The 23,895-nt window shown below is 40.8% G+C and carries 20 protein-coding genes; 13 read left to right on the forward strand and 7 right to left on the reverse strand.

Going from position 1 to position 23,895, the window contains the following annotated elements:
* Nucleotides 1–4 precede the first annotated feature (4 nt).
* From MSHOH_RS03215 to MSHOH_RS03255, 9 genes are all read left to right on the forward strand, one after another.
* A complete protein-coding gene (locus MSHOH_RS03215; protein ID WP_048137321.1) occupies nucleotides 5–253 on the forward strand; it encodes an ATP synthase in 249 nt (82 codons plus the stop codon).
* Nucleotides 254–453: 200 nt separating this feature from the next.
* Nucleotides 454–1,005, forward strand: coding sequence for a V-type ATP synthase subunit E (locus tag MSHOH_RS03220; protein WP_048137323.1), 552 nt, complete (start codon nucleotides 454–456; stop codon nucleotides 1,003–1,005).
* Between the two features lie 6 nt (nucleotides 1,006–1,011).
* On the forward strand, nucleotides 1,012–2,094 hold the full coding sequence (locus MSHOH_RS03225) for a V-type ATP synthase subunit C (protein ID WP_048137325.1): 1,083 nt from the start codon (nucleotides 1,012–1,014) through the stop codon (nucleotides 2,092–2,094).
* Nucleotides 2,094–2,399 carry a V-type ATP synthase subunit F gene (locus MSHOH_RS03230; protein WP_048137327.1) on the forward strand — a complete coding sequence of 102 codons (306 nt, stop codon included), beginning with the start codon at nucleotides 2,094–2,096 and terminating at the stop codon, nucleotides 2,397–2,399. Before MSHOH_RS03225 ends, MSHOH_RS03230 begins: the two co-directional genes overlap by 1 nt.
* A complete protein-coding gene (locus MSHOH_RS03235) occupies nucleotides 2,390–4,126 on the forward strand; it encodes an ATP synthase subunit A (RefSeq protein ID WP_048137328.1) in 1,737 nt (578 codons plus the stop codon). Before MSHOH_RS03230 ends, MSHOH_RS03235 begins: the two co-directional genes overlap by 10 nt.
* 2 nt (nucleotides 4,127–4,128) lie before the next feature.
* Entirely contained in the window at nucleotides 4,129–5,511 is a 1,383-nt protein-coding gene (locus tag MSHOH_RS03240; protein WP_048137330.1) for an ATP synthase subunit B, read from the forward strand.
* A 5-nt stretch (nucleotides 5,512–5,516) separates the two neighbouring features.
* On the forward strand, nucleotides 5,517–6,146 hold the full coding sequence (locus tag MSHOH_RS03245) for a V-type ATP synthase subunit D (protein ID WP_204245378.1): 630 nt from the start codon (nucleotides 5,517–5,519) through the stop codon (nucleotides 6,144–6,146).
* 371 nt (nucleotides 6,147–6,517) lie between these two features.
* Nucleotides 6,518–8,824 (forward strand): carbamoyltransferase HypF, encoded by a 2,307-nt coding sequence (hypF, locus tag MSHOH_RS03250; RefSeq protein WP_048137334.1) that lies wholly within the window; start codon nucleotides 6,518–6,520, stop codon nucleotides 8,822–8,824.
* Nucleotides 8,825–8,983: 159 nt separating this feature from the next.
* Nucleotides 8,984–9,439, forward strand: a complete 456-nt coding sequence (locus MSHOH_RS03255) for a DUF1699 family protein (protein WP_048137336.1) — start codon at nucleotides 8,984–8,986, stop codon at nucleotides 9,437–9,439.
* Between the two features lie 61 nt (nucleotides 9,440–9,500).
* Here the strand turns inward: MSHOH_RS03255 and MSHOH_RS03260 are convergent, their stop codons facing one another.
* The gene (locus MSHOH_RS03260; RefSeq protein WP_048137338.1) at nucleotides 9,501–11,156 is read right to left on the reverse strand and encodes a coiled-coil domain-containing protein; all 1,656 of its coding nucleotides are present in this window, start codon (nucleotides 11,154–11,156) and stop codon (nucleotides 9,501–9,503) included.
* 451 nt (nucleotides 11,157–11,607) lie between these two features.
* Here MSHOH_RS03260 and MSHOH_RS03265 point away from each other — a divergent pair, with 451 nt between their 5' ends.
* The 3 genes from MSHOH_RS03265 to MSHOH_RS03275 all read left to right on the forward strand — a co-directional run bounded on the left by MSHOH_RS03265 (nucleotide 11,608) and on the right by MSHOH_RS03275 (nucleotide 14,327).
* Entirely contained in the window at nucleotides 11,608–11,802 is a 195-nt protein-coding gene (locus MSHOH_RS03265; protein ID WP_048137340.1) for a transcriptional regulator FilR1 domain-containing protein, read from the forward strand.
* A 927-nt stretch (nucleotides 11,803–12,729) separates the two neighbouring features.
* A complete protein-coding gene (locus MSHOH_RS03270; RefSeq protein ID WP_048137341.1) occupies nucleotides 12,730–12,921 on the forward strand; it encodes a hypothetical protein in 192 nt (63 codons plus the stop codon).
* Nucleotides 12,922–13,919: 998 nt separating this feature from the next.
* Nucleotides 13,920–14,327 carry a DUF1699 family protein gene (locus MSHOH_RS03275; RefSeq protein ID WP_048137343.1) on the forward strand — a complete coding sequence of 136 codons (408 nt, stop codon included), beginning with the start codon at nucleotides 13,920–13,922 and terminating at the stop codon, nucleotides 14,325–14,327.
* 594 nt (nucleotides 14,328–14,921) lie between these two features.
* Here the strand turns inward: MSHOH_RS03275 and MSHOH_RS03280 are convergent.
* Nucleotides 14,922–16,931, reverse strand: a complete 2,010-nt coding sequence (locus MSHOH_RS03280; protein ID WP_048137345.1) for an MASE3 domain-containing protein — start codon at nucleotides 16,929–16,931, stop codon at nucleotides 14,922–14,924.
* Between the two features lie 340 nt (nucleotides 16,932–17,271).
* On the opposite strand from MSHOH_RS03280, the gene MSHOH_RS03290 reads away from it, so the two are divergent.
* A complete protein-coding gene (locus MSHOH_RS03290; protein WP_048137349.1) occupies nucleotides 17,272–17,544 on the forward strand; it encodes a hypothetical protein in 273 nt (90 codons plus the stop codon).
* A 213-nt stretch (nucleotides 17,545–17,757) separates the two neighbouring features.
* Here MSHOH_RS03290 and MSHOH_RS03295 read toward each other — a convergent pair whose 3' ends face one another.
* The 5 genes from MSHOH_RS03295 to MSHOH_RS03320 all read right to left on the reverse strand — a co-directional run bounded on the left by MSHOH_RS03295 (nucleotide 17,758) and on the right by MSHOH_RS03320 (nucleotide 23,782).
* Nucleotides 17,758–17,988: a ChaB family protein gene (locus MSHOH_RS03295; RefSeq protein WP_048137351.1), complete on the reverse strand. Its 231-nt coding sequence runs from the start codon at nucleotides 17,986–17,988 to the stop codon at nucleotides 17,758–17,760.
* A 586-nt stretch (nucleotides 17,989–18,574) separates the two neighbouring features.
* Entirely contained in the window at nucleotides 18,575–20,638 is a 2,064-nt protein-coding gene (locus tag MSHOH_RS21875) for a PAS domain-containing sensor histidine kinase (protein ID WP_162197598.1), read from the reverse strand.
* 401 nt (nucleotides 20,639–21,039) lie between these two features.
* On the reverse strand, nucleotides 21,040–21,618 hold the full coding sequence (locus tag MSHOH_RS03305) for a pentapeptide repeat-containing protein (RefSeq protein WP_052730683.1): 579 nt from the start codon (nucleotides 21,616–21,618) through the stop codon (nucleotides 21,040–21,042).
* Nucleotides 21,619–22,050: 432 nt separating this feature from the next.
* A complete protein-coding gene (locus MSHOH_RS03315; protein ID WP_048137355.1) occupies nucleotides 22,051–22,458 on the reverse strand; it encodes a DUF1699 family protein in 408 nt (135 codons plus the stop codon).
* 430 nt (nucleotides 22,459–22,888) lie between these two features.
* Nucleotides 22,889–23,782, reverse strand: a complete 894-nt coding sequence (locus MSHOH_RS03320; RefSeq protein ID WP_048137357.1) for a DHH family phosphoesterase — start codon at nucleotides 23,780–23,782, stop codon at nucleotides 22,889–22,891.
* Nucleotides 23,783–23,895 lie beyond the last annotated feature (113 nt).

The following is a 23,895-nucleotide window of genomic DNA, read 5'->3' on the forward strand; positions in this document are numbered from 1 at the left end:
AAACATGGTAGGAGAAGAACTAGTTGGTGGACCTTTCCTGGACGCAGACGGAATGAAAGCACTCGGTGCAGCACTCGCAATCACAGTAACTGGGCTTGCATCTGCATGGGCTGAAAAAGAAATTGGTACCGCAGCAATCGGCGCTATGGCAGAAAACGAAGGGTTATTCGGTAAGGGTCTTATCCTTACTGTCATTCCTGAAACCATCGTTATCTTCGGTCTTGTCGTTGCATTGCTTATCAATTCTGCTTAAATTTAAGAGCATATCCCGCTCTTAAATTTCTTAGAGCATCACTCCGAGCTTCTCTGGGTGTTTTTTCCTTGCCAGGCGGAGCTGGAGTGGTTATGTGCTCTAAGTTTCCCCTTAGGTATCGTTGCACTCTAAGCAGCTTAGAGTTTCTGCTCTAAGCTTTAGAGCACTTTTTTGCTCTAAATTTATTTGGAGGTGTAAGCATGGGACTAGAGATCGTTATAAAAGACATCCAGGAGGGTGCAAGAGCTGAGGTTTCCCGTATAAAAACCGAAGGCGATGCGAAGGCCTCCGAGATCACAAATGAGGCTAAAGAAGTACAGAAGAAGATGCTCGGGGACAGCCTTGCCAAGGTGGAAGAGGACCTCCAAAAGCTGCACCAGCAGGTTATATCAAGTGCAAACCTGGAAGTAAAAAGAATTACGCTTAACAAGCGCAAGGAACTTCTAGATAAGGTTTATAGCCAGACAGTTGAAAGCATCAAGTCAATGCCGGCGTCCAAACAAGAAGAGCTATTGAAGCATATTATCAATAAGAATGAGGCCAGCGGTGCTAGAATTTATTCTAATAAGGAGTCAGAAGGGACCGTCAGGAAATTATCTTCATTAACTTATGCTGGTAATATTGACTGTATCGGCGGCGTTGTTCTGGAAAACGAAGACGGGACAGTCAGGTTAGATTTCACATATGATTCAATCCTGAAAAACGTGTATGAGCGTTCATTGAAGCAGATATCTGATATATTATACGGGTGATGTTCGATGCGGCTTTTGGAGAGACTCTGGGGGAAAAAACCCTCACGAAAATCCGATAAAAAGAAAAAAGGCACTTCTAACTATGCTTATGCCGTAACCCGTGTTCGTGCGATGAAGAGTAAGCTGCTCCCAAAAGAAACGTATCCGCGGCTTCTCAATATGGGGATTGATGAAATTACCCGCTTTATCCAAGAGTCTGAATACAAAAACGACGTTGACGAACTGGCAATGAAATACAGCGGTGGCGATCTGGCAGAACATGCATTAAACAGGAATCTTGCGCTCACCTATGACAAGTTGCTCAGGATCACCTCAGGAGAATTGAACTACCTGATCACTGCATATCTTATGAGATATGATATCTGGAATGTAAAAACACTTCTCCGCGGTAAACTTTACAATGCATCCGTTGAGGACATCCTCGAGTCTCTGATCTCTGCCGGGGAATTTACCTATACCTTCTTGTCAGAACTTGCAGCCAAGCCCACATATCAGGAAGTCATTGATGCCCTGAAAGAAACCGATTATTATCCTCTGCTGCAGGAGTTTGACGGAAATAACCTGGCATACATAGAAAACGAGCTTGACAAGATGTACTATTCAAGCCTGTTTGCCGTAATCGGAAAACCAAGATCCAAGGACCGGAAGCTCTACGCCAGGTTCATCAAACTCGAAGTCGATGTTAAGAACCTGGGTACCCTCTTCAGACTGAAAAAAGCAGGAGTTGAAAAGTCTGATGAGATCATGCCCCTTATGATTGAAGGCGGCCTTGAGCTGAAGCCCGAGAAATTGGCAACGCTTCCTTATGAACAGTTTATCGATGAACTTCGTAAAACTGACTACTGGGATGCAATTTCAAGTGTCGCGGGTCTGGAAACGGCTTCTCTGACTACTGTTGAAAGCAGGCTCACAAGGTTCTATCTTGAATCTGCAACCACTTATTCGCATGTATCTCCGATCTCAATTGTACCTATTATGGACTATATTATCCATAAAAATAATGAGGTCAACAACCTCCGGATTATTTTCAGAGGTAAGGAGGCTGGCCTCGATGATACACTAATTAAAGACCAGTTGGTGGTTATCTAATGGAATTGGCAGTGATCGGAAAGAGCGAGTTTGTCACGGGGTTCAGGCTGGCTGGTATCAGAAAAGTATATGAAGTCACTGATACCCCAACCACCGAGTCCGCGGTAAAATCGGTGCTTGAAGATAAGAGTATCGGGATTCTTGTAATGCATAATGATGACATTGGTAATCTGCCGGAAATTTTAAGGAGAAACTTGAATGAGTCTGTCCAGCCTACAGTAGTAGCCCTCGGAGGCAGCGGAACAGGCTCAATGAGTTTAAGAGATAAAATAAAACAAGCGGTAGGTGTTGATCTGTGGAAGTAAAAGGTGAAATTTATCGTGTGGCTGGGCCTGTCGTCACCGCTATCGGCTTGGATGCAAAGATGTATGACCTTTGCAAAGTCGGTAACGAAGGGCTGATGGGTGAAGTCATCCAGATAGTAGGTGGCAAGACCATCATCCAGGTTTACGAAGAGACAGGAGGCGTCAGACCAGGGGAGCCCTGTGTAACTACAGGTATGTCTCTGGCAGTAGAGCTCGGTCCGGGCCTTCTTTCCAGTATTTATGATGGAGTTCAGAGGCCACTGCATGTCCTGCTTGAAAGGACGGGCGGGTTCATCAAGAGAGGTGTCACTGCAGATGGGCTTGACCACAAAAAAATATGGGAGTTTAAGCCTGTTGCCAGAAAGGGAGATTTCGTAAAAGGCGGAGAAGTGATCGGTGTTGTTCAGGAAACAGTAAATATTGAACACAAGATCATGATGCCGCCGGACAAGTCGGGCACAATCGCCGACATAAAGAGCGGAAACTTCACTGTTCTAGATACCATCTGTACCTTAACTGACGGGACAGAGTTGCAAATGATGCACAGATGGCCAGTCAGAAGACCAAGACCGGTAAAGAGAAAACTTACTCCTGAAAAGCCTCTGGTCACAGGGCAGAGAATTCTTGACGGACTTTTCCCTGTAGCAAAAGGCGGAACTGCTGCAATTCCAGGACCTTTCGGGTCGGGCAAAACTGTTACTCAGCAGCAGCTTTCAAAATGGAGTGACACCGAGATTGTGGTTTATGTAGGTTGCGGAGAGCGCGGAAACGAGATGGCAGATGTTCTGTGGGACTTCCCTGAACTTGAAGACCCGCAGACCGGAAGGCCACTCATGGAGCGTACTATCCTTGTCGCTAACACTTCAAATATGCCTGTGGCTGCAAGAGAAGCATCTGTATATACAGGAATGACACTTGCGGAATACTACCGTGACATGGGATATGACGTCTCCCTGATGGCAGACTCCACCTCCAGGTGGGCAGAAGCCATGAGAGAAATCTCCTCCCGTCTTGAAGAAATGCCTGGTGAAGAAGGTTACCCGGCATACCTGTCTGCAAGGCTGGCAGAATTCTATGAGCGTGCCGGAGTTGCCGAGACTCTCTGTGGTGAGAAAGGTTCAATTACTGCTATCGGTGCAGTATCCCCTCCAGGCGGTGACTTCTCCGAGCCTGTTACTCAGAACACTCTGCGTATCGTGAAGGTATTCTGGGCTCTGGATGCAAAGTTATCCCAGAGGCGTCACTTCCCTGCAATTAACTGGCTGAACAGCTACAGTCTGTACAAGGAAGATCTTAACGACTGGTTCACCGAGAACGTGGCTCCTGACTACGTTGCTATGAGGGAAAAGGCAATGGATATGCTGCAGACAGAATCCGAACTGCAGGAAATCGTGCAGCTTGTAGGTTCCGATGCTCTGCCGGAAGAACAGCAGCTTCTGCTTGAAATTACCCGTATGATAAGGGAAATCTTCCTGCAACAGAATGCATTCCACCCGATAGACACCTACAGCCCGTTCGCAAAACAGTACAGGATCATGCAGGCCATCATGAAGTACGGAGACGCTGCAATGGATGCCCTGAAATCAGGTGTACCTGCTTCGGAAATTATCAAGATGGAGTCCAAGAACGACCTTCCCAAGGTCAAGTTTGAAGAGGATTTCGATGGCTCTTTGAATGCTGTCCTTGCAAAAATGGATAAGGAGTTTGCAGCCCTGGGAGGTAGGTAACAATGGTAAAAGAGTATAAGACAATCACTCAGATTGCAGGGCCTCTTATCTTTGTCGAGAAAACAGAGCCTGTGGGTTATAACGAAATCGTTAACATTAAAATGACTGATGGGACTATCCGCAGAGGCCAGGTTCTGGACTCTTCTGCTGATATTGTGGTTGTCCAGGTTTTCGAAGGTACTGGTGGGCTTGACAAAGACTGCGGTGTAATCTTTACCGGGGAAACCCTGAAGCTCCCCGCATCCATCGACCTTCTCGGCAGGATCCTATCAGGCTCAGGAGACCCGAGGGACGGTGGCCCAAGGATTGTTCCAGACCAGTTGCTGGACATCAATGGGGCTGCAATGAACCCGTACGCCAGGCTGCCTCCAAAGGACTTTATCCAGACAGGTATCTCCACAATCGACGGAACGAACACCCTTGTCCGTGGGCAGAAACTGCCTATTTTCTCAGCTTCAGGTCTGCCACACAATGAAATTGCTCTGCAGATCGCAAGGCAGGCTTCTGTGCCAGGCTCCGAATCTGCTTTCGCAGTAGTTTTCGCAGCAATGGGTATCACCAACGAAGAAGCCCAGTATTTCATGAGCGACTTTGAAAAGACAGGCGCTCTGGAAAGGGCAGTTGTGTTCCTGAACCTTGCAGACGACCCTGCTGTCGAACGTATAGTCACACCGCGTATGGCTCTCACAGCAGCCGAGTATCTGGCATACGAGCACGGCATGCACGTTCTTGTCATCCTGACTGACATTACAAACTATGCAGAAGCTCTCCGTCAGATGGGTGCCGCCCGTAACGAAGTGCCTGGCCGCCGTGGATATCCTGGTTACATGTACACTGACCTTGCAACCCTCTACGAGCGTGCAGGTATTGTCAAGGGTGCCAAGGGATCCGTTACTCAGATTCCTATCCTCTCAATGCCCGGTGACGACATAACCCACCCGATTCCTGACCTTTCAGGGTATATTACCGAAGGCCAGATCGTGGTTGCCAGAGAACTGCACAGAAAGGGTATTTACCCGCCAATTAATGTGTTGCCGTCCCTGTCAAGGCTGATGAACTCCGGTATCGGACCCGGCAAAACAAGGGAAGACCACAAAGCCGTTTCTGACCAGATGTATGCAGGTTATGCAGAAGGGCGTGACCTGAGAGGTCTCGTGGCAATCGTCGGTAAGGAAGCTCTGTCCGAAAGAGACACCAAGTTCCTCGAGTTTGCCGACCTTTTTGAGAACAAGTTTGTCCGCCAGGGCAGAAACGAAAACAGGACAATCGAGGATACTCTGGAGATCGGATGGCAGATTCTCACTCACCTTCCTGAGAACCAGTTGGGTAGAATTGACAACAAATATATCCAGAAATATCACCCGGCTCACAGAAAGGCTAAGTGATCGCCATGGCTCAGCAGGACGTAAAACCAACTCGGTCGGAGTTAATTAATCTCAAGAAAAAGATCAAACTGTCAGAAAGTGGGCACAAGCTCCTGAAGATGAAAAGAGACGGTCTTATCCTTGAGTTTTTCAAGATCCTTAATGAAGCAAGGAACGTCAGAACCGAGCTGGATGCTGCCTTTGCAAAAAGTACGGAAAAAATCAATCTAGCCTCTGCTGTGAATGGAATGGTTGCAGTCAAATCAACTGCCTTTACAGCGAAGGAATACCCTGAGATTCAACTTTCAGGGCACAATATCATGGGCGTAGTAGTGCCCAAGATCAGTTCTACTGGAGTCCGCAAACCCCTCTACGAGAGGGGCTACGGCATTATCGGGACAAACGCATATATTGACGAGACTGCCGATGCTTACGAGGATCTTGTAGAAAAGATCATCACTGCTGCAGAGCTGGAAACAACAATGAAAAGGCTCCTTAATGAAATCGAGAAGACAAAGAGGCGTGTTAACGCTCTCGAATTCAAGGTCATTCCCGATCTCATTTCGACCATGAAGTACATCCGTTTCATGCTTGAAGAAATGGAAAGGGAAAACACCTTCAGGCTAAAGAGAGTCAAGGCAAGAATGAGAGACTAAGATTGATTTGAACATGGCAGCGTGTAAGGATCGACCGAATCTGGTTGAAAGAACCATACTTAAGTTAGGTGAACCCGAAAACCAGGCCCGCCTGCTACAGGCAGCCTGGCGGATCTCCCTTTTAATGATGATCTTAGGGTTCATTATTATCTTAAAAACGATCTTTCCAAATTTTACCTTGACCTGAACTCCAGGATAATCCTTTTTTCCAGTATCTTTCCTGAGTTCGTCATGGAATACTGTTTTTTATAACCCATTATATTGTTTATGATGTTGCTTTTTTCTGATTGTTACTTCTCTTACTCACTTTCCTGTTATCTGCCTGTTATCAGAAAGTTATTTTAACGACAAGTATCAATCCTAATTTCCTTATGCAAAACGAAGCAAGACTTCTTCATGTGACCGGCACGGTGCAGGGTGTCGGTTTTCGTCCTTTCATATATAGGCTTGCAAAAGCCCATGGGCTTTCAGGATACGTGAAAAACCTTGGAAACCATGTAGAAGTCCTTATTGAAGGAGAAAGGGCTGATATTCAAAATTTTCTTATTGACCTTCCTGAAAAAAAGCCCCCACTTGCCAGAATTAAGGAAATTAAAGTAAAAACTATCACTTTTTCCGGTTTTCAGGAATTTATTATCGTACATAGCGAACCCGGAATTTTTGAAAATTCTATAATTCCTCCTGATACGGCTATCTGTGAGGAATGCCGGCTTGAGATATTCGATCCTTCTTCCAGATACTATCATTATCCTTTTACCGTCTGTACGAACTGTGGTCCCCGCTACACGACAGTCCGAACACTCCCATATGACCGCGAAAATACTACCATGGCAGACTTTCCTCTATGCGAACAATGTGAGGTAGAATACACCGACCCTCTCAACCGCAGATATCATGCCCAGCCTGTATGCTGTTCTAAATGCGGGCCGGAAATCTGGCTTTCGGATTCTAAGGGAAAATTGATCGCAAAGAATTATGGGGCAATTGTAAAAGCCTCTGAGCTTCTTGAACAGGGATCAATCCTTTCAGTAAAAGGTTTCGGAGGTTTTCATATTGCCTGTAATGCCAGAAAGGACGGTTCTGTAAAGGAACTCCGAAGGCGGCTGGCTCGTCCGGAACAGCCTTTTGCGGTAATGGCAAAGAATATGGAAGTTGTGGAATCCTTTGCAGAACCCGGAGATGCAGGCAGAAAATGCCTCATGTCTGTCCGCCGCCCCATAACCGTACTTCCCAAATCAAAGAACTTCAGCCTGGCAGAATCGGTTTCTCCGGGGCTGCACAATATCGGGGTTATGCTTCCATATACAGGCACACAAAATCTACTTTTTGACCTCGCGCCGGATTCCGTGTATGTTATGACTTCCGCAAACCTTCCAGGAAGGCCCATGGTTGTTGAAAATGAAGAAGCTCTTGAAAAACTCAGAGGAATTGTAGATTTTCACCTGTTACATAACAGGGTTATTGCAAACCGAAATGATGATACGGTTATCAGGGTTGTAAACGGACAGAGAGCTTTTATCCGGCGTTCCAGGGGTTTTGTTCCCGAGCCTGTGGAGCTGCCTTTCGAAGTTGAAGCGGCGGCAGGAGTCGGAGCCGAGATGAACTCGACAATAACCCTGGTGAAAGGAAAACTGGCCTACATCTCCCAGTATATAGGAAATACCAGCCATGTAGAGACCTTCAGATATCATAATGAGGTTTTTGAGCATCTGGTCCGGCTTACGGGCATAGAGCCTCTTAACTGGGGTTGTGACCTGCACCCATCCTTTAATACAACCGGATTTGCGATGAACAGGGGAGGAGAAAAAACCCTTCAGGTGCAGCACCATTACGCCCATATCCTTGCCCTCATGGCTGATAATTCTCTACCAGTAGATTCCCGAATACTTGGAATTGCCCTTGACGGAGTTGGGTACGGTGGCGATGGGACAGTCTGGGGAGGGGAATTTTTGGGTTCATCTTATTTCGGATACGAACGCCTGGGACACCTGCTGCCCCAGCCTATGCCAGGGGGAGACCTTGCAGTAAAGAATCCTTCCCGCATGGTTCTGGGTATGCTTTCAGGAAGACTTGGAGAAGCAGAACTTGAAGAGCTGCCTCTTTATTTCCCCAGGGGAAAGCAAGAATTCTCTACAGTCATGCAACAACTTCAAAAAAATATAAATATCAGTATGACCAGCAGCACAGGGAGAATACTGGACGCGGCTGCAGCGCTTCTGGATATATGCAAAATGAGGACATATGAAGGGGAACCTGCAATGAAGCTCGAGTCCGCAGCAAAGAAAAGCACTCAATGGGTAGATCTTCCTCTGGTTTTCAGAAAGCGGGGAGACCCCGCAGTTCCTGTCCTTGATACGACCGAGCTTCTTCTTGGGGTTTATGAACTTTCCGGTGGGAAATATTCCTCGGCTGATCTTGCATTTGCAGTTGAAGAGGGTCTTACGAAAGGAATTTCCGAAATTGCAATCTCCCTCGCCAGAAAAAACGATTTTGACAGGATAGGGCTCAGTGGAGGGGTTGCTTACAATGACCATATCTCCTCAGGAATTGCAAGATACTTAAAAGAAGCAGGCTTTGAATTGCTTATGCACCGACATGTCCAATGCGGTGATGGGTGCATTTCGTTCGGGCAGAGCCTTGTGGCCGGACTTGGAATAGATTCGGAAAGAACCCGATGAACTCGGAAGCGCTTGAATTCAGGAACAAGAAAATTAACTTTCGCCGCTTCTGATGATTCTTATCCGGAACTTACTCATTCAACATACTGAAATTTGATCCGAAAAACTGAAATACAAAATTAAATAAATGATCCGTGCTTAATAAGAGTGGGAGCATAAATGGGGTTAGGCAGTATACGAATTAGAGTAGTTACAAGCAGGGATGAAATCCTTAGCCTTGAACGCGAGGAAAAAGCAGTTCATCTCGCTTTTCGACCCTCTGATAGGGACCTCTTCAGTCTTGTCAAGACCTGTCCGGGGATTGAAATACTTCAGCTTCCTGCATCTTCCTATGACGGGCTCTCAAAATTTATCAAGATGTTTCTTGCCTCTTCGGGTATTCATCTTGTAAAGGGGGATGTCAGCGGGCACTGGCACGACCTTAATAACTATTTCGTAATCCCTTCCTATGTACTCGAAAAGATAAAGGAACTGGAAGTCCAGGGGAGGACTGAGGAAGAGATAATTGGCGAGGTAACAAATCTCAGGAAAATCAGCCCTGATATGGTTCTCCACCTTCTTCACAGTTCGTTCCTTTCAGCAGTCCCCGAAAGGCCAGATATGAACAAAATTTAACAGACAAACTAAGTCAATAATCCTAAAGTATTTAACAGCATGGAAACAGTTCACTTCCGGCTTACAGGCGCCTCCACCATTTCCGTGAGGTTTTCTGCTCTTCTATCTGCCTTAATCCTTCTGCTGAAAGTTTCTGCTGCATTCTGTATTTTCTGTTTTCTTCGTTGAGCCTGGAAACTTCTTCTTCTTTGCTTACGAGCGTTCTTTTGAGTTGTTTTATTAGATCCTCTTTTTCTCTGAGCTGTCCTGCAAGTTTCTCTTCTCCAGCATATCCAGAGATCTGTTTTTCAAGCTTTCTGACTTTTTCTTCGCTTGCGGCAAGCATGGCTTCAGCTGTGTTTACTCTTCTCTCTTTTCCGTTAAGCTTCTCTTCAATTCTCTTTATCTCTGCACTCTTTGCAATAACCTCTTCAGCAAGGATCTTAAGGTCCCTGTCCTTTACTAAAATGCTTTCTTCAAGTTTTTCCATATCCCTTTGTTTTACCAGAATCTTCTCCTGAAGAGCCCTCGTTTCCCCAACTTTTGTTTTGAGTGCTCTACCAAGATTACTTATTTCCTCTTCTTTTCCGCTCAGCATGGACTCGAGTTTTTCTATCTCCTTATCCTTATCAGTAAAATTCTCAAGGAATTCCTTAAGTTTTAAGTCCTTTTTCTGAATCTCTGTTTCAAAAACGATTATAGCTTCTTCTTTTTCTTTCAGTCCGGTTTCAAGTTCTTCAAGGATGCTGCTGTATTGAGTAATCCTGCCTTCGAGTCCTTTTATTGCTTCATCTCTTTGAATAAGCTGATCTTCCAGTCCTTTTACAGCTTCATCTCTTTTAGCAAGGTAGTCCTCAAAGTTTTTTATTTTTTCGTTCTTCTCAACGATTTCCTGCTCAAGTTTCCCGATTTTCTCCGACTTTTCGAAGACGAGTTTATCAAGGTCTTTGAATTCGACTACTTTGCCTGTGAGCTTTTCTTCAAGGCTTCTTATGATCCCTTCCGAATCCGATATAGATTTTTCAAGAGTATCTATTTTTCCGGTTTTTGCTTCAAGTTCTTCCTTTAGAGTGCTGCTCTCTCTATCTCTGCCTGCAAACTGTTCTTCAAATTCTTTAATTCTCTGCAAGCTTTCTAAAAATTTTGTTTCCAGGCCTCTTAACTCAGAGTTCTTCTTTGCGAGCTGAAGATTAAGAGAATTTATCACTTCTTTTTCTTCCTCTTCTTTTTCTTTTATTTCCTCTGTTTCTGGAGTAAAAGAAATATCTTTTTTAGAAAAATCTATTTCAGAAAGGTTTTTTTCTGGTTCGGCGGCATAGAACTCATTTTTTTCTGTAAGAAGGCAGATCTGCCCTTTTGTATTTTCACAGATTTCAGCCCAGGCGAGAATTGAAGCTATTGGTGTTATCCTCTTAAATACGGTATCTCCTGTCTTGCAATTGTATACCTTGCTCGCAATGTAGCCTTCCACGGTATTCAGGTCCAGGTTCGGGTCTCCTAGCCTGGAGCCTGTTGCATTTCCTTTTTTTGCTTTTCCCCCGTTTTTCTGCAAAAAATCAACGGTTTCGGAAAATATCTCCCAGGAAAGAAATTGATGTTTTTTCAGGTTATCAACATAAATTCCGTCTTTTTCGGCTCGGGCTTCGAAAAACTGCTTCCCGCTCATAAGTGGAATCTTTGCTGGATTTCCTTTTTTATCGAACTGATTTTTGATTTTCGCAACAACAGGGTCTTCCATGCATGGGCCTCGTAACAGTCTTAGTTTCTGCAATATAATAAGTATAACATTTAATAAAAGTTATGTTTTTCCATAAGTTAATGCGGTAAAAGTAAGTGATCTTTCAGGATACGCAGGCATGATTTCCTCTACATGGGAGCTCCTTAAGAAAGAACTCCTGATCTGGAGAGAGACTTTTACTGCTGAATCTTAGCAGGTAATTGATGATTTTCAAATCGAGAATGGGGGCTTAAATCAGTAAGTAGAGACTCGAACATCTGAATTCTCTTCAATAACTATATATACGTCGTAATTATTATGGAAATTGTTTATAGTATTAAATCCTAATTGTCCATTTATAATCACGTTGGAATTCAATCCCGGGTCTGGAATCAACGCCATACTGAAAAATCAAAGGCGTTGATTCTGTAAACTTAATTGCTTTCTGTTAGAAGAAGGAAAAGATATCTTTATGGCTCTCTGGCTCTATGACAAGAACGGGAGATTTGACAGGACCACGCTTATAAGTTACGAGGAGAGCGCGCTGAAATGGGGAAGGGAACTTTTCACCTATTATTCCAGCATTTCAAATATGGTTTATAGTGACCCTGATTCCGGAAAGATGGAGTTCACGGGATATAATATCACAAAAGCCAGTAAATTTTGAGTCATAAATGATAGTAGCAAATTCCGAAGTCTTAAATCTGGCAAATTCCTACTGAAATCAGTAAATTTCAGACCAATGAGCCAGTGGATTCTGAACTCTTTCAGAATTTATCTTTTATATCTTTGTATTTTTTCCGTATATTCGCCTTTATCTGCTATTTTATCCTTATTATCTTTCTTAAATCCCGTACTGTCTTAGCAATTCTCCTGACAGTTATTCTTATATACGTTTTTGCTTCTTCGACATAATCGAAGCTGTTATATAGTTGCTTCACACAGAATAACTAATCTAGCTACATCCATCTATACAGGATTTTTTTGTTCAACAATTTATAATAATAAATCCTTCGTGGATAACAGAGCTGGATAAATTTGTGCTTCGGATATTCATAACATAGGACTGGAAACGTAATAACTAAGTTAATATAATGATGCTTCATAGATGATACCTGCTAAATTAAATAATGCTAACTTAATATAATTGCCTGAGTTTAAAACTGAATAAAAATCTCAGCTTTAATCAGGTATTAGGGGAGATTATTTTAATTTATTAATACAAACGCTTATTTACCTGAATGTAATTTCACTCAAGTCATGCTTTGACAGCCTTTTGCTGCCTCTGTGCTATTGATAGTGTCGCCGAGTGGCTGAAATACCTTTAATTCACTCAGCCTTTGCTTGCGAGAGGAAGTTCTTAGACGCTTACAGGATAATTCAATCGGAGGGAAGACAAATTTGGTTAATATCAGAGTAAAAACTTGGATGATAGACCTGGTTTTTATGCATATTTTGTTTATTGCAATCCTGTATATAGTCTATGTTTTTATCGTGCCAGTAATAGTTCCCGGTTAATTACAGAGGAAATTTGACCTTAAAGGGTATATCTTATTCAAAAAATGATTGTAAATATGATTAAAGGTGGTCTCAAGTGACGGAAGGAATGAAATCTCAGATAGGCGACAATAACGCGAAAAAAAGAAAACAAGATCCGGATAATGGGGACAATAAATCAAAAGGACTGAAGTCCAAAAGTTATTATCTTGACGTGATCTTTATTCAGCTTTTGCTTCTGTTACTTCTGTATGGAGTCGCAAAGTTTGTTGTGCCCATGCTGTCTTGAAGTTTTTAAATTTGACTGAAAAACTTTCTGGGACTGAAAAACTTTCTGGTTTTCTTCGGTAAGGCGTTTTAAGCTTTTCCGAAGCAGTACCATATTATTTTAAATTGATTTTTTTACATTCAAGTCGTTTATTGATTGTCTTGAGTTCTGGCTCCGGTTTTATTGCCTTTTTCTCATCTGTTCCCTGTTTGTGTCTCTTTTCCATGCAGCTTTGTTATTTGATAACTTTTCCCTACTCTACATGCTCCGCATCTCTTCCTGATTGTAGATCCTCTGACTGTCGTACAAAATGGATACCTTTATTAAAGATCATTTTGTTAATAACAGGTCAATTATTTTCCAACAAGTTCAGTGTCTATTCAGACTTTTTAGTTTTCCCCAGATACCTTCCTTTTCGGTTGCAAAAAAGAAGTTCCAGTTAAATACAGAAATATGGTTTTGCAAACATGTTCAAAAGCCATGGAAATCGTTGAAGTTTTAACTGGGAATTGAGTCTTAGCTGGAAATTAACGTACTTAGAGCTGAATCCGGATAATAGGAGGAATATTTGATTATGCTAATCCAGGTAAACATTAAAATTTAAAAAGATAACTGAATTTGGAGAATCAAATCCATATAAGAACTTTAGCAAAACATAGATCAAAGAGAGCTTTTATAATATCCAATAGTTCATGTGACCTTCACAGAGATACATAACAAAATATTAACTATGCCCTGACCTGCGACAAAACAAATATTATTCCAACAATATTCTGATTTTTTGTCGATTCTATTGCATATTCTTTTTAGAATGTAATGGTATTAATTTATTTAATGTGTATGAGAAAGTGTGTCACTAGATAGTGATTGTTTTGTTATGTATGTAAAATATTCTAAAGTAAAAGAAAGAATGTAAATACTAGTTCTCTATAAATAAATCATGTAATTATAGAAAAATATTTAATGAAGAATTTTTTACTATCAAATGAAAAAAAATCAATAGATCGGGAGGACAAACTTTGAAAATAAGGGTTGTGAGTTCTAGAGAAGAAATCTTTACATTAAATCCAAACGAAAGAATAGTTCACCTGGCTTTCAGGCCTTCAAACAAGGATATTTTCTCTTTGGTCGAGAACTGCCCGAAGATTGAGGTAATACAGCTTCCTAAATCATACAGGCGCACGGTCTCAAAGTCCATAGAGATGTTCCTTGAAATGCAGCGGATCCAGCTCATAGAAGGAGATGTCTGGGGCCACAGAAAGGACATAAACGAATACTACCGCATTCCTTCCTCTATAATTGAGGAGATAAAGGAGCTGAAGATCGAAGGCAAATCCACTGAGGCTATTGAAGAAAAAGTCTCAAGGGAGAGTAAACTGAACCCTGAAATGGTCGCGTACATCCTCAGAAAGGATGTTATTGCTTGAGCCTCTTAAATGCTTTTTCAGGCTCCCATTTTATTTTTTTCTTTTAATTTTTATTGCTTTGTAATTTTTATTTTTTTTCTATTCGTGTTACCTTTTAACCTTACCATCGTTAATTTTTATTACTTTTAAAGTTTTGTTACTTTTTTATTTTTATCACTTTTTATTTTTAATTACTTTTTTATTTTTATTGTTTTGTGATTTTATAATATCACACTTTTTTCAACTCTTTTTCTCACTAAAGCTATTTCTAAAACGCCATCGGAATCGCACTTTTATCTTAAAATTTCCTTCCTATTCGAGTGTAGAAATTTTTCGGAGCTGATACTGTAAATTTCATTGAACTAATACACTGAGATATTCTCTAAATCCTGTAAATTCTTTTAAAAACATATTTGAGTATTTAGAGCACTAGTCTGTTATGTTCTAAACATGTATTTTCCTGGTTTCCTGGTTCTACTTGAGCGAAATTATTCTCCAGGCATTTTTTGTCTTAAACTCATACAGTGCTCTCGCTGGTTTTAGTGATGCCTGTAGAAAAGATCTAAAGGCTTTTTTCTGTCCAGCTTTACCTTTTCCCGTTTTTCAGTTAGGTGTTCACCCTCCTGAGTTCCCGAACAGGATTGTGAACTCCGTCCCTTTATCTCTTTTGAGCTTTATACACCCGTCAATCTGATCAACAAGAATATTTACCAGCTGGAGCCCCAGAGACTTTGTGTTTTTAATGTCTACTCCCTCAGGAATTCCTTTTCCGTTATCCTCCACAGTCAGTCTAAACGGCAGGTCTCCTGCATTTGTGCATTCTTTTCCTATTCCGGAATTTTCGGCATTTAAAGTAAAACCATCTGTTTTGCAAAGGCTTATGAGGATCTTACCTTCAGTTCCTTTGGGAAAAGCGTGTTTTAGGGAATTGGACACCAGTTCATTAACAATAATGCCCAGGGGTACTGCAGTGTCCATATCAAGATAAACCCTTTCAAGATCCAGCTTTAGCTCAATATTCTCCTTTTGTACGGCATATGAACTGAGCAGGTCAGCAGTCAGTTTTCTGAGATAAGCTGCAAAATCAAGGGTATCAATTTGATTTCCTTTATACAATTCTTCATGGATAATAGCCATGGAGGTAACCCGGTTCTGGCTCTCTCTGAAGGCTTCAAGCATTTTTTTGTCGCTGAATTTTTCGGCTTCAAGGCTGAGCAGAGACGATATTACTTGCAGGTTATTTTTAATTCTATGATGGATTTCTTTTATACGCGCTTCATCGATTTTCTTCAGTGTATCTTCAGCTGCTCTACGTTCGGTAATATCGCGGATCAGACTCTGTATATCTCCGTGCACTCCCGAACCTGCCGGAAGTTTTTGCAGTACTTCCATCACCCATTTGACTTCCCCATCTTTTCTGCGTATTCTGTACTCAGTTTCAGTAGAACGGTCAGGGTTAGAGGTTAACTTTTGTATGTTTTCGAGAACATAGGGCAAATCTTCAGGCACAACTATTTCTGTCCATTTAACCGTGCCGAAAAGGAAATCTTCTTTACTGTAACCTGTAATTTCTTCAACCTCTCCGCCAATGAATAAGGGCGCTAGATTCCTGTCAAGCCTGAACTCTATAAGCCCTTTTATATTATTCACGAGTGAATAGTGGTTCTTCTGTTTTATCTGCCCCCTTTTCGGCTCCGTTATACTTTCGGAGCCCGCTATCCTTAGACCAAGCAATCTATATATTCGGCCCTGATCATCCTCGAGGAAAACGGTTTTTTGCTTGAATGCCTCCTCGCTCTTTTTAAGCTCCCTAAAAAGGAGGCTGTAAGGAGCTTCAAACCCTGTCTCAATTATCGCAGTATAAATCAGATAAAATGAAAGAATTTTAAAATAATGACCCAGAAAATTGAAAAACCCATATACATCCACGTAAAGAGTAAAGGCAAGTTCTCCGAGGATTGTAACTACTATTGACGCCTCTACAAGCCTGAAAACACGTACGTCGAACTTATCTCGTTTTGTGTATAAAAAAATAAGCGAACATAGAAGAATTAATGATATGATATATTCGCTTATAATCTTAAAAGGAGTAAGCCCTGAACCTTCTATGTAAGAATCTGGAAAGTTTCTAATAGTAAAGATTGAGAGAATACAGCCAGTTGTGATAACTGCGTATATGAAAAAAATTTTCCAGAAGAACTTGTTTTTTTCTCTGGCTCCAGTATCTCCGTTTTCATTTCCTGCACTATACTCTTTTAACAGCAGTGGAGCTATAAACAGGGACATACTTTCCATATACCTGGCTGCAATCCAGAGCTGAGTAGGAAGGTTTGCATCAAATTGAGGAAAAATCCCCATTCCTTTGTATGCAAACGTATGGAGAAGGTCCAGGCTCGCAACAAAAAAATATGCAATTCCTATAAGTATAAGATATCTGTTCTCCAGCCGGTCTTTTGATTTTGATACTATGAGAAAAACGACATATGCTACATATATGCTGAATAACTCTGCCAGAGTATGGAAGAGGAGGTAGTTACTCCGGCTGGTTATGTAGAGCAGACAGGCTAACGCTACCCAGAGTATTACTTCATAGGACTTTACTCTCGTTTTTCCCCTTAACACCATCTGGTATGAACCTACCTTTTTTGAATTCCTGTTCTTTCCAAAGCTTACTTCTTTCTGTTTCTAAATAAATATCTTGCTTAATATAAAGCTGCGTCAGATTATTTTGAAGATATCCATTTTTTATAGAGTATATATTTGTTTGAACGATATTGTCTTTTTTTTCGAAAATATGTCTGTATTTTAAATGCAAAACAAGAATCCCGTAACCTTCATCTCTTCATCCATGCCCTTATAATTAAACCTGATTTTTTACTTACAGGCGGATCACAATCTTTACAGCAGGATTACGGGATAGCCAGATATTTATGGGAAAGCGATTAAGATGAATACGGGGGATAGAATGACATCATCGAAACTTTCTGCTGAACTGACATCAATGGTCAAAGACAAACTTGAAATGGGATCTGAAGAGTCTATCGACATTAAAGTTATTCTGGAAAAAGATGCCGTTCTTGAAAAAGTAATACTTGAACTGGAAGGAAAAGGGCTTAAGATTAGAGATATCCAGGAAGGTCCAGATGTGGTAATTACTGGCACACTTGCGGTACAAAACATTCCTGCAATTAACAGTGTTTCCGAGGTAGATAAAGTCGAGTACGACCGCAGCTCTTAATCCTGAAATACCGTACATGCAGACGAATGAAATTGTACGATAAGAGCTCCTTTTTTTAATTTTTTCGTTTTAAAAGGAAACTAGTATTATAAATGAAACTAATTTTAAAGGAATTGATCTAAAAGGAACAAATCTAAAAAAGAGTTAACCTGAAAGGGAATTAACATAAAGAAAGTTCCAAAAAATAATCAGCAGGTTCTGAAGAGTAAAATTTCAGTCCTTTTCCACCCAATTCCCTTTAGAATCCTTCTCGTACTTCTTTTTGACTGCGCTCCAGGCAACTTTGTGGGCAGTTTCTTCCCTTGAAGCGTCTCCTTTTCTCTCTGAAGGATCCTTATATTCTTCCCAGGCGTTGTTGAAGGCCTCTCTGTAGATATCTTGGCCGTGCTCAGGCAGGTTCTCCTTAACTGTATCCGGCAGTTCAGAATTACTTTTATATGGCATTTATTTCCCCCTTTTAAGTATAGGGGATTATTTTTTAAAAACATTCTGTGTAACCATTCTTAATAACTACAGGTTCATTTAAAAACCCATCGAAGTGTGGATAGTATGTCTGGAATAGTAGAAAAGATTTTTTGGATAAAATCTTGAAGAAATCGGATTTACGAAAAAGTTGAAAAGATTAATGTAAGAATAATAAGAAGAAACCCAGAGACGCTGTTCTACTGCATCCCCCAATACAGCCTCTTTGAATATTATCAATCATGCTCCCCCAAGCATGTTGATCCGAAGAAAAGAATAGCGACCCCCGGGTGATTTTTTATGTGATAGATTTTCCCCAACTCTCTATCCCATCTTACTTTCCAACTCCAGCATATAATAATGAGATAAATTATTTTAAATTAATTATGCCAAAAATCGTTCCGTAAAAAAATATATCATTATATTAAAGATTTCAAAGCAAAGATAAATCCTCTATTTATTGCCTTCAATGAGATCGATATCTTTCACTCAGATAGCCTGTATCTTTACAGTCATTATGTTCTAGTCTTGCTCGTCATAAATAATATCATTGAAGACAGATATTCTGTCAATTCTTTGTTCGGGATTGTTCATGGTCTTTCGAATCAAATGGGATTACGAATGTAAAGATACTGCCTTCCCCAATTTTACTTTCAACTCGAATTCTGCCTTTGTGCATCTCAATAAATTTCTTAACAAGGGCAAGTCCCAGTCCTGTTCCTTCATGCTCGCGAGTGAGGTAAGGGTTCAATTGTTTAAACGGTTGGAAGAGTTTGTCCATATCACTCTTTGATATGCCTATACCTGTATCTTTTACACTGATCTGAACTAATTTGCCAAAACGCCGTGCTTCTATTGTCACTTCACCCTTTTCTCGGGTAAACTTTATAGCATTACTTGTAAGGTTGTATAGGATTTGTTTGAATTTGGTTTTATCTGCACGGATTATTCCAAGCTGTGGATCTACTTTGACATCCAGATGGATCTCCTTCTTTACCGCAAGAGGGACTATTGATGCTTTAACTTCATCAACTGCACGAGAAACATGGAACTTCTCGTAATCGAGTTTCATCTCACCGGCTTCAACTTTCGAGAGATCAAGGATGTCATTAATAAGATTTAGTAAATGTTTGCCCCCTTTTGAAATGTTGTTTATATAGGCTTTCTGTTTTTCGTTTAGGTTGCCAAACATTTCCTCGAGCAATATATCCGAAAAACCTATGATCGAGTTCAGCGGGGTTCTTAGCTCGTGACTCATGGTAGCCAGGAACTGATCTTTACTCTTGCTGGCAGCCTCGGCAGCCAGTTTGGAGTTCAGCAGTTCCTCTTCAGTCTGTTTACGCCCAGTAATATCCCTGCACACGCAAAAACTCAGTTTTCTCTCTCCGAACATGGCCGCATTTGCGTTGATTTCCACATCAATAAGAGTGCCGTCTTTGCGGCGCTGACGTGTTTCATGAAGGATTCCTTTATTGTCAGCGAGCCGAAGCATTTCCAGCAATTGCTCACGTGTGTAGTGAATATCCCAATCCCACATGTGCAGCATCTGCATTTCCTCGGGAGAATAGCCAAGCATTTCAGCATATCGCGGGTTTGACTCGAAAACCTTACCATTCTGGTCGATAATGACTATCCCGTCCCTTGACTGTTCCATGAGGATACGCCGCCAGCTAGCTTCTTCTACCAGTGATTTTTCGGACTGTTTGTATTCGGTAATATCCTGGATCATTCCGATAACTGCATTTCTTTCAGCATAATATTCAGCCACGGAATGTATAATACGGATAATGCCATCGTTTTGTCTTCTTATCCTGAACTCCACGTCATAAGGTAAATTTCTTTCCAAAAGCTCATTCATGGCTTTGTCCAGAACCGGACGGTACTCAGGCAGAGGCATATTTTGTATTCTTTTAAGGGTAATCTGTTCGTCTTCAAGTCCGTATATTCGTTTTGCTTCTTCTGAAGCATCCACGTTTCCGGAGTTTAAGTCAATCTCCCAGCTTCCAACATGCCCGATTTTTTGTGCAGTGCGAAGCTGCATTTCTTTCCTTCGTAACTCCTCTTCTGCTAACTTGCGCTCGGTAATATCGTGAACTATGAAATAGAGCAAATTTTGGGAATTAAGTTCCATTGAGCCGCTGTAAACTTCGACATCACGGGTTCGACCATTTGCAAGACGATGCTTAAAGAAAAAGTAACTCCTGTTTTCGCATGCAGCTCTTTTTATTTCAGCCTGAATCTCTTCGTTTGACAAAGCGTTTATATGGTTAATTTGTTTGCCTATTATCTCTTCGAGTGTCCAGCCATAATACTTACATGCAGCTTCATTTGCATCAATAATATCGAAACTCTCAGGGTTGACAAGAAGGGTTACTTCATTATTTTCCTTAAAAAAGGACCTGTACATGCCCTCATCTGCCGCCGATAGGATATCTTTTGTCCGGCTATTCGTAACTATCTTTTCGAGATTACGAGAATAATCGTTATGAGGAGAATCTTTATGAGAATTATGTTTACATGGCTTATTGTTATGAGAGTGATCATTATAAGAATCATTGATCAAAGAGACGTCGTCTCCGAAGGAGAATGACCTCTCTTTATACTGATCTGGATGAAGTCGTTTTTCTTTCATGAGAGATCTCCGATCCTGGTTTTGTGCAGAAACTCCAAATGTTCTACACTGAGATCTTATGTTTAAGTGGATCATCATGAACTGCTACAGTATATGCTATATAAATCAGGATATACGATGTAAGTAGGAGCTGGGAGTTTTCTTAACATCCCTATATTTTTTATTTAATATTTAATTACTTGTTATACATATAAATCTATTCTTATTGAGATGTATGGTGTAATGCAATTAATTACATCATCTGATAATTTTAAATTTCAGTAAACTCAAGCTCTAATTCCATAAATAGTTCAAAGATCGAAAAACTAAGAGTATAACAAAAGGTACGAATAAAAGAGTAGTAAAAAACTGAATAGAATCCTCTAAGTTTAGTATAACTAAGTAGTTTTTAATCTTCCACCTTAATCAGCTTTTTCAAATAGGGCAGGATAATTCTCTCTTAGCGTTATAAGGAGCTTTTCATCCAATTTTGCATCATAAAGTGTTTTTACTTTAGAAAGCCGATCTAATGATAAACCGTAAACCTCTCCAAGGAAAGCCTCTTTAAGGTTTGCCCCTTCCAGGTCAGCTCCTTCAAGATTTGCTCCTTTCAGGTTAGCTTTTTCAAGGTCAGCCCCTTTGAGATTAGCCTCTATAAGACTAGCCCCTTCCAGGTTAGCCTCTTTAAGATCAGATCTTTCGAGATTAGCCCCTTCAAGTCTGGCTCCTTCGAGATGAGCTCTTTCAAGATAAGCTGCTTTAAAGTTAGCCCATCTAAGGTCAGCCCACGTAAGGTGAGCCTCTTCAAGGTGGGTTCTCTCAAAGTTGGCTTCAAAAAGGTCAGCCCCTTTAAGATTAGCGCTTTTAAGGTTAGCTCCGCTGAGGTTCGCTTCTATAAGATTAGCCTTCTCAAGGTTAGCTCCCTGAAAGTCAACTCCTCGAAAGTCAGCACCCTTAAGATCAGCTTCTCGCAGGTCTTTTCGCCCCGTAATATCCACCATATACGATTAATCGGTTTTGAATTAAAATAAACGTTACTATGCCAGAGAGATAGTTTTTGCCTCTTTGGGATTTGGTTTTTGGAATTATATTGATTTATGTTTTGAGTCTATTAGTTTCTAAGTTACTTACAGACATAAACCAGTTATCTAAAAATTGCCTGCAAAGAGGCGAGTTCAAAAAATCATACTTCCAGGTTCAGGGAAGGGATGAAAAAGACGGGAGAAATAGAAAAAGTTCTCACAAATTCTTGTATCTTAAATAGTTTGAATAAATTCTGGCATTAGTTAATCAAAAGAGCCATAAAAGAGTAAAAATCTCAAGGCTTAAGTTGAAGAAGATTCAAGTTGGAGATTAGATAGCGGATGACCCGACCCATCTCTATCCTATCTAATCTCCAGTCATACCCCACAGCATGTTTATCATGTTTGAATTCAGGCAGGAGTTTCTTTTGTCAGGATATAAGCGACCATTCCAGGGTTCAGCTTGCCTTCCCTTGCAACCTTCTTCTCGATTTCCTCAGTGGATTTGCCTTCGATCTTCATTTCCTTAATCTTTTCAATCACTGAGGACGGAATTGCGTAGTATTCGTTAATGTCCTTCCTGTGACCCCATACATCTCCTTCGATAAGCTGAACCCTTTGTATCTGAAGGAACATTTCTATAGATTTTGAAACTGTAGCCATATAAGATTTGGGTAACTGGATTACCTCAATCTTCGGACAGGTCTCTACCAATCCAAAAATATCCTTGTTTGAAGGCCTGAAAGCCAGGTGAACTATTCTTTCGTTTGGATTTAATGTAAAGATTTCTTCTCTTGAACTAACCACTCTTATTCTCATGTTTTTTCCCCACTATTACGTTCTTTTTTGATTGTACGTTGATATCAATCACGTATACTTACTATAAATAATTATCTCATTAAACTAACATTATTTAGATAGTATTCTGGAAATACTGGTAATATCCAATTTACTAAATTGATCTAAAAGGGCCATAATAAAACCAAAAACGGTTTTTAAAACTTATTTTTTTATTTTTGCTTCAAATTTTATCCTTTTTCATTTTACAATTTTTTTAAAAAACTAATTAAATCATTTTGGACTTTACTCTTTCAGCCTCAGGTTTAATCATACTTTCTCTTTGTCCATATAGAGGAAAATTGGCCGATTGGCCGTAGGGTCAGTTATCGAAAATAGAAACAACAAATGATTTAAATTTAGATATAATGAGCTTATTCTCCACTAGTGAGCTTACTCTCCATTTTTAAATCTAACACAAAAGCAGACCTGGGAAATCCATATTCTTTTTCTGGAACCCTGCAGCATTCTTATGTCCTCCGCCATCGTATTGCCGGGCAATTTCAGAGCAATCAGGTGAGTCAGGGTTTCCTGAATCAGACCTCAGGCTGAATACTACCATATCCTCCACAGCCTGCCACATGATAGCAATATCATACTCAGGCTTCTTGTAGATGAATTCTCCAAGCTCGGAGATACTCCCGGTAGTGTTTACAAGCCTAGCTTTCCAGTTATGGAAAATGCAATCTACTCCACGTTCGAATGCCTTTTGAATTTTGTAACTCTGAGATTCCAGGAGTAATTCGCCGATTGATATCATTTTACTTACTGTATCCCCGTATTCGGAACTGGAACTGAGAAGCACGTCCCATACGGCATCATCAGGAGTTTTGACCATGAGACTGAAGCCTGCACTGAAAGCTCTGGTCTCAACATACTCAAACCTCCACATATCTTTGTCACCGATATAAGCAACTGCTGCAGGAGGTGGAACATATTCAGAATGAATGAATTCCCATGTAAGTACACAGGCAGCCTTTTCAATGGATCTGATCCCCGGAATATCGCTCGAAGTCCACAGGTCAGGAAATTTCTCCATAGCAGTCTTATGATGATCTATCCATATCAGTTTGGACCCGCAAACCTTTACGAATTCGTCCATTTTGTCGCTGGCAAAATCAACAAGCCATACTTTTTCGGCTACCTTTATTTCTTCCTTACTCCAGGACTCTTTGCCATAGTTTATAGGAATAAACTTTATAGCAAACTCATTCCGGTCATAGTAATTCGCAGCGACAGCGGCTGAACAGAGTCCGTCATTGTCGTCATGGTAGTAAATTAAAATCATACTTTTATTGTCTGTCATTTTCAATTCCCCTTATTTTACAGAATATTCTATGAATTCTATCATTCTCTGCATATTTTATTCTAGAATCATTGTTTGCTAACTATACTTTTTTAAATGCATTATATATGAAA

The organism is Methanosarcina horonobensis HB-1 = JCM 15518 (assembly GCF_000970285.1).
GTDB classification, from domain to species: domain Archaea; phylum Halobacteriota; class Methanosarcinia; order Methanosarcinales; family Methanosarcinaceae; genus Methanosarcina; species Methanosarcina horonobensis.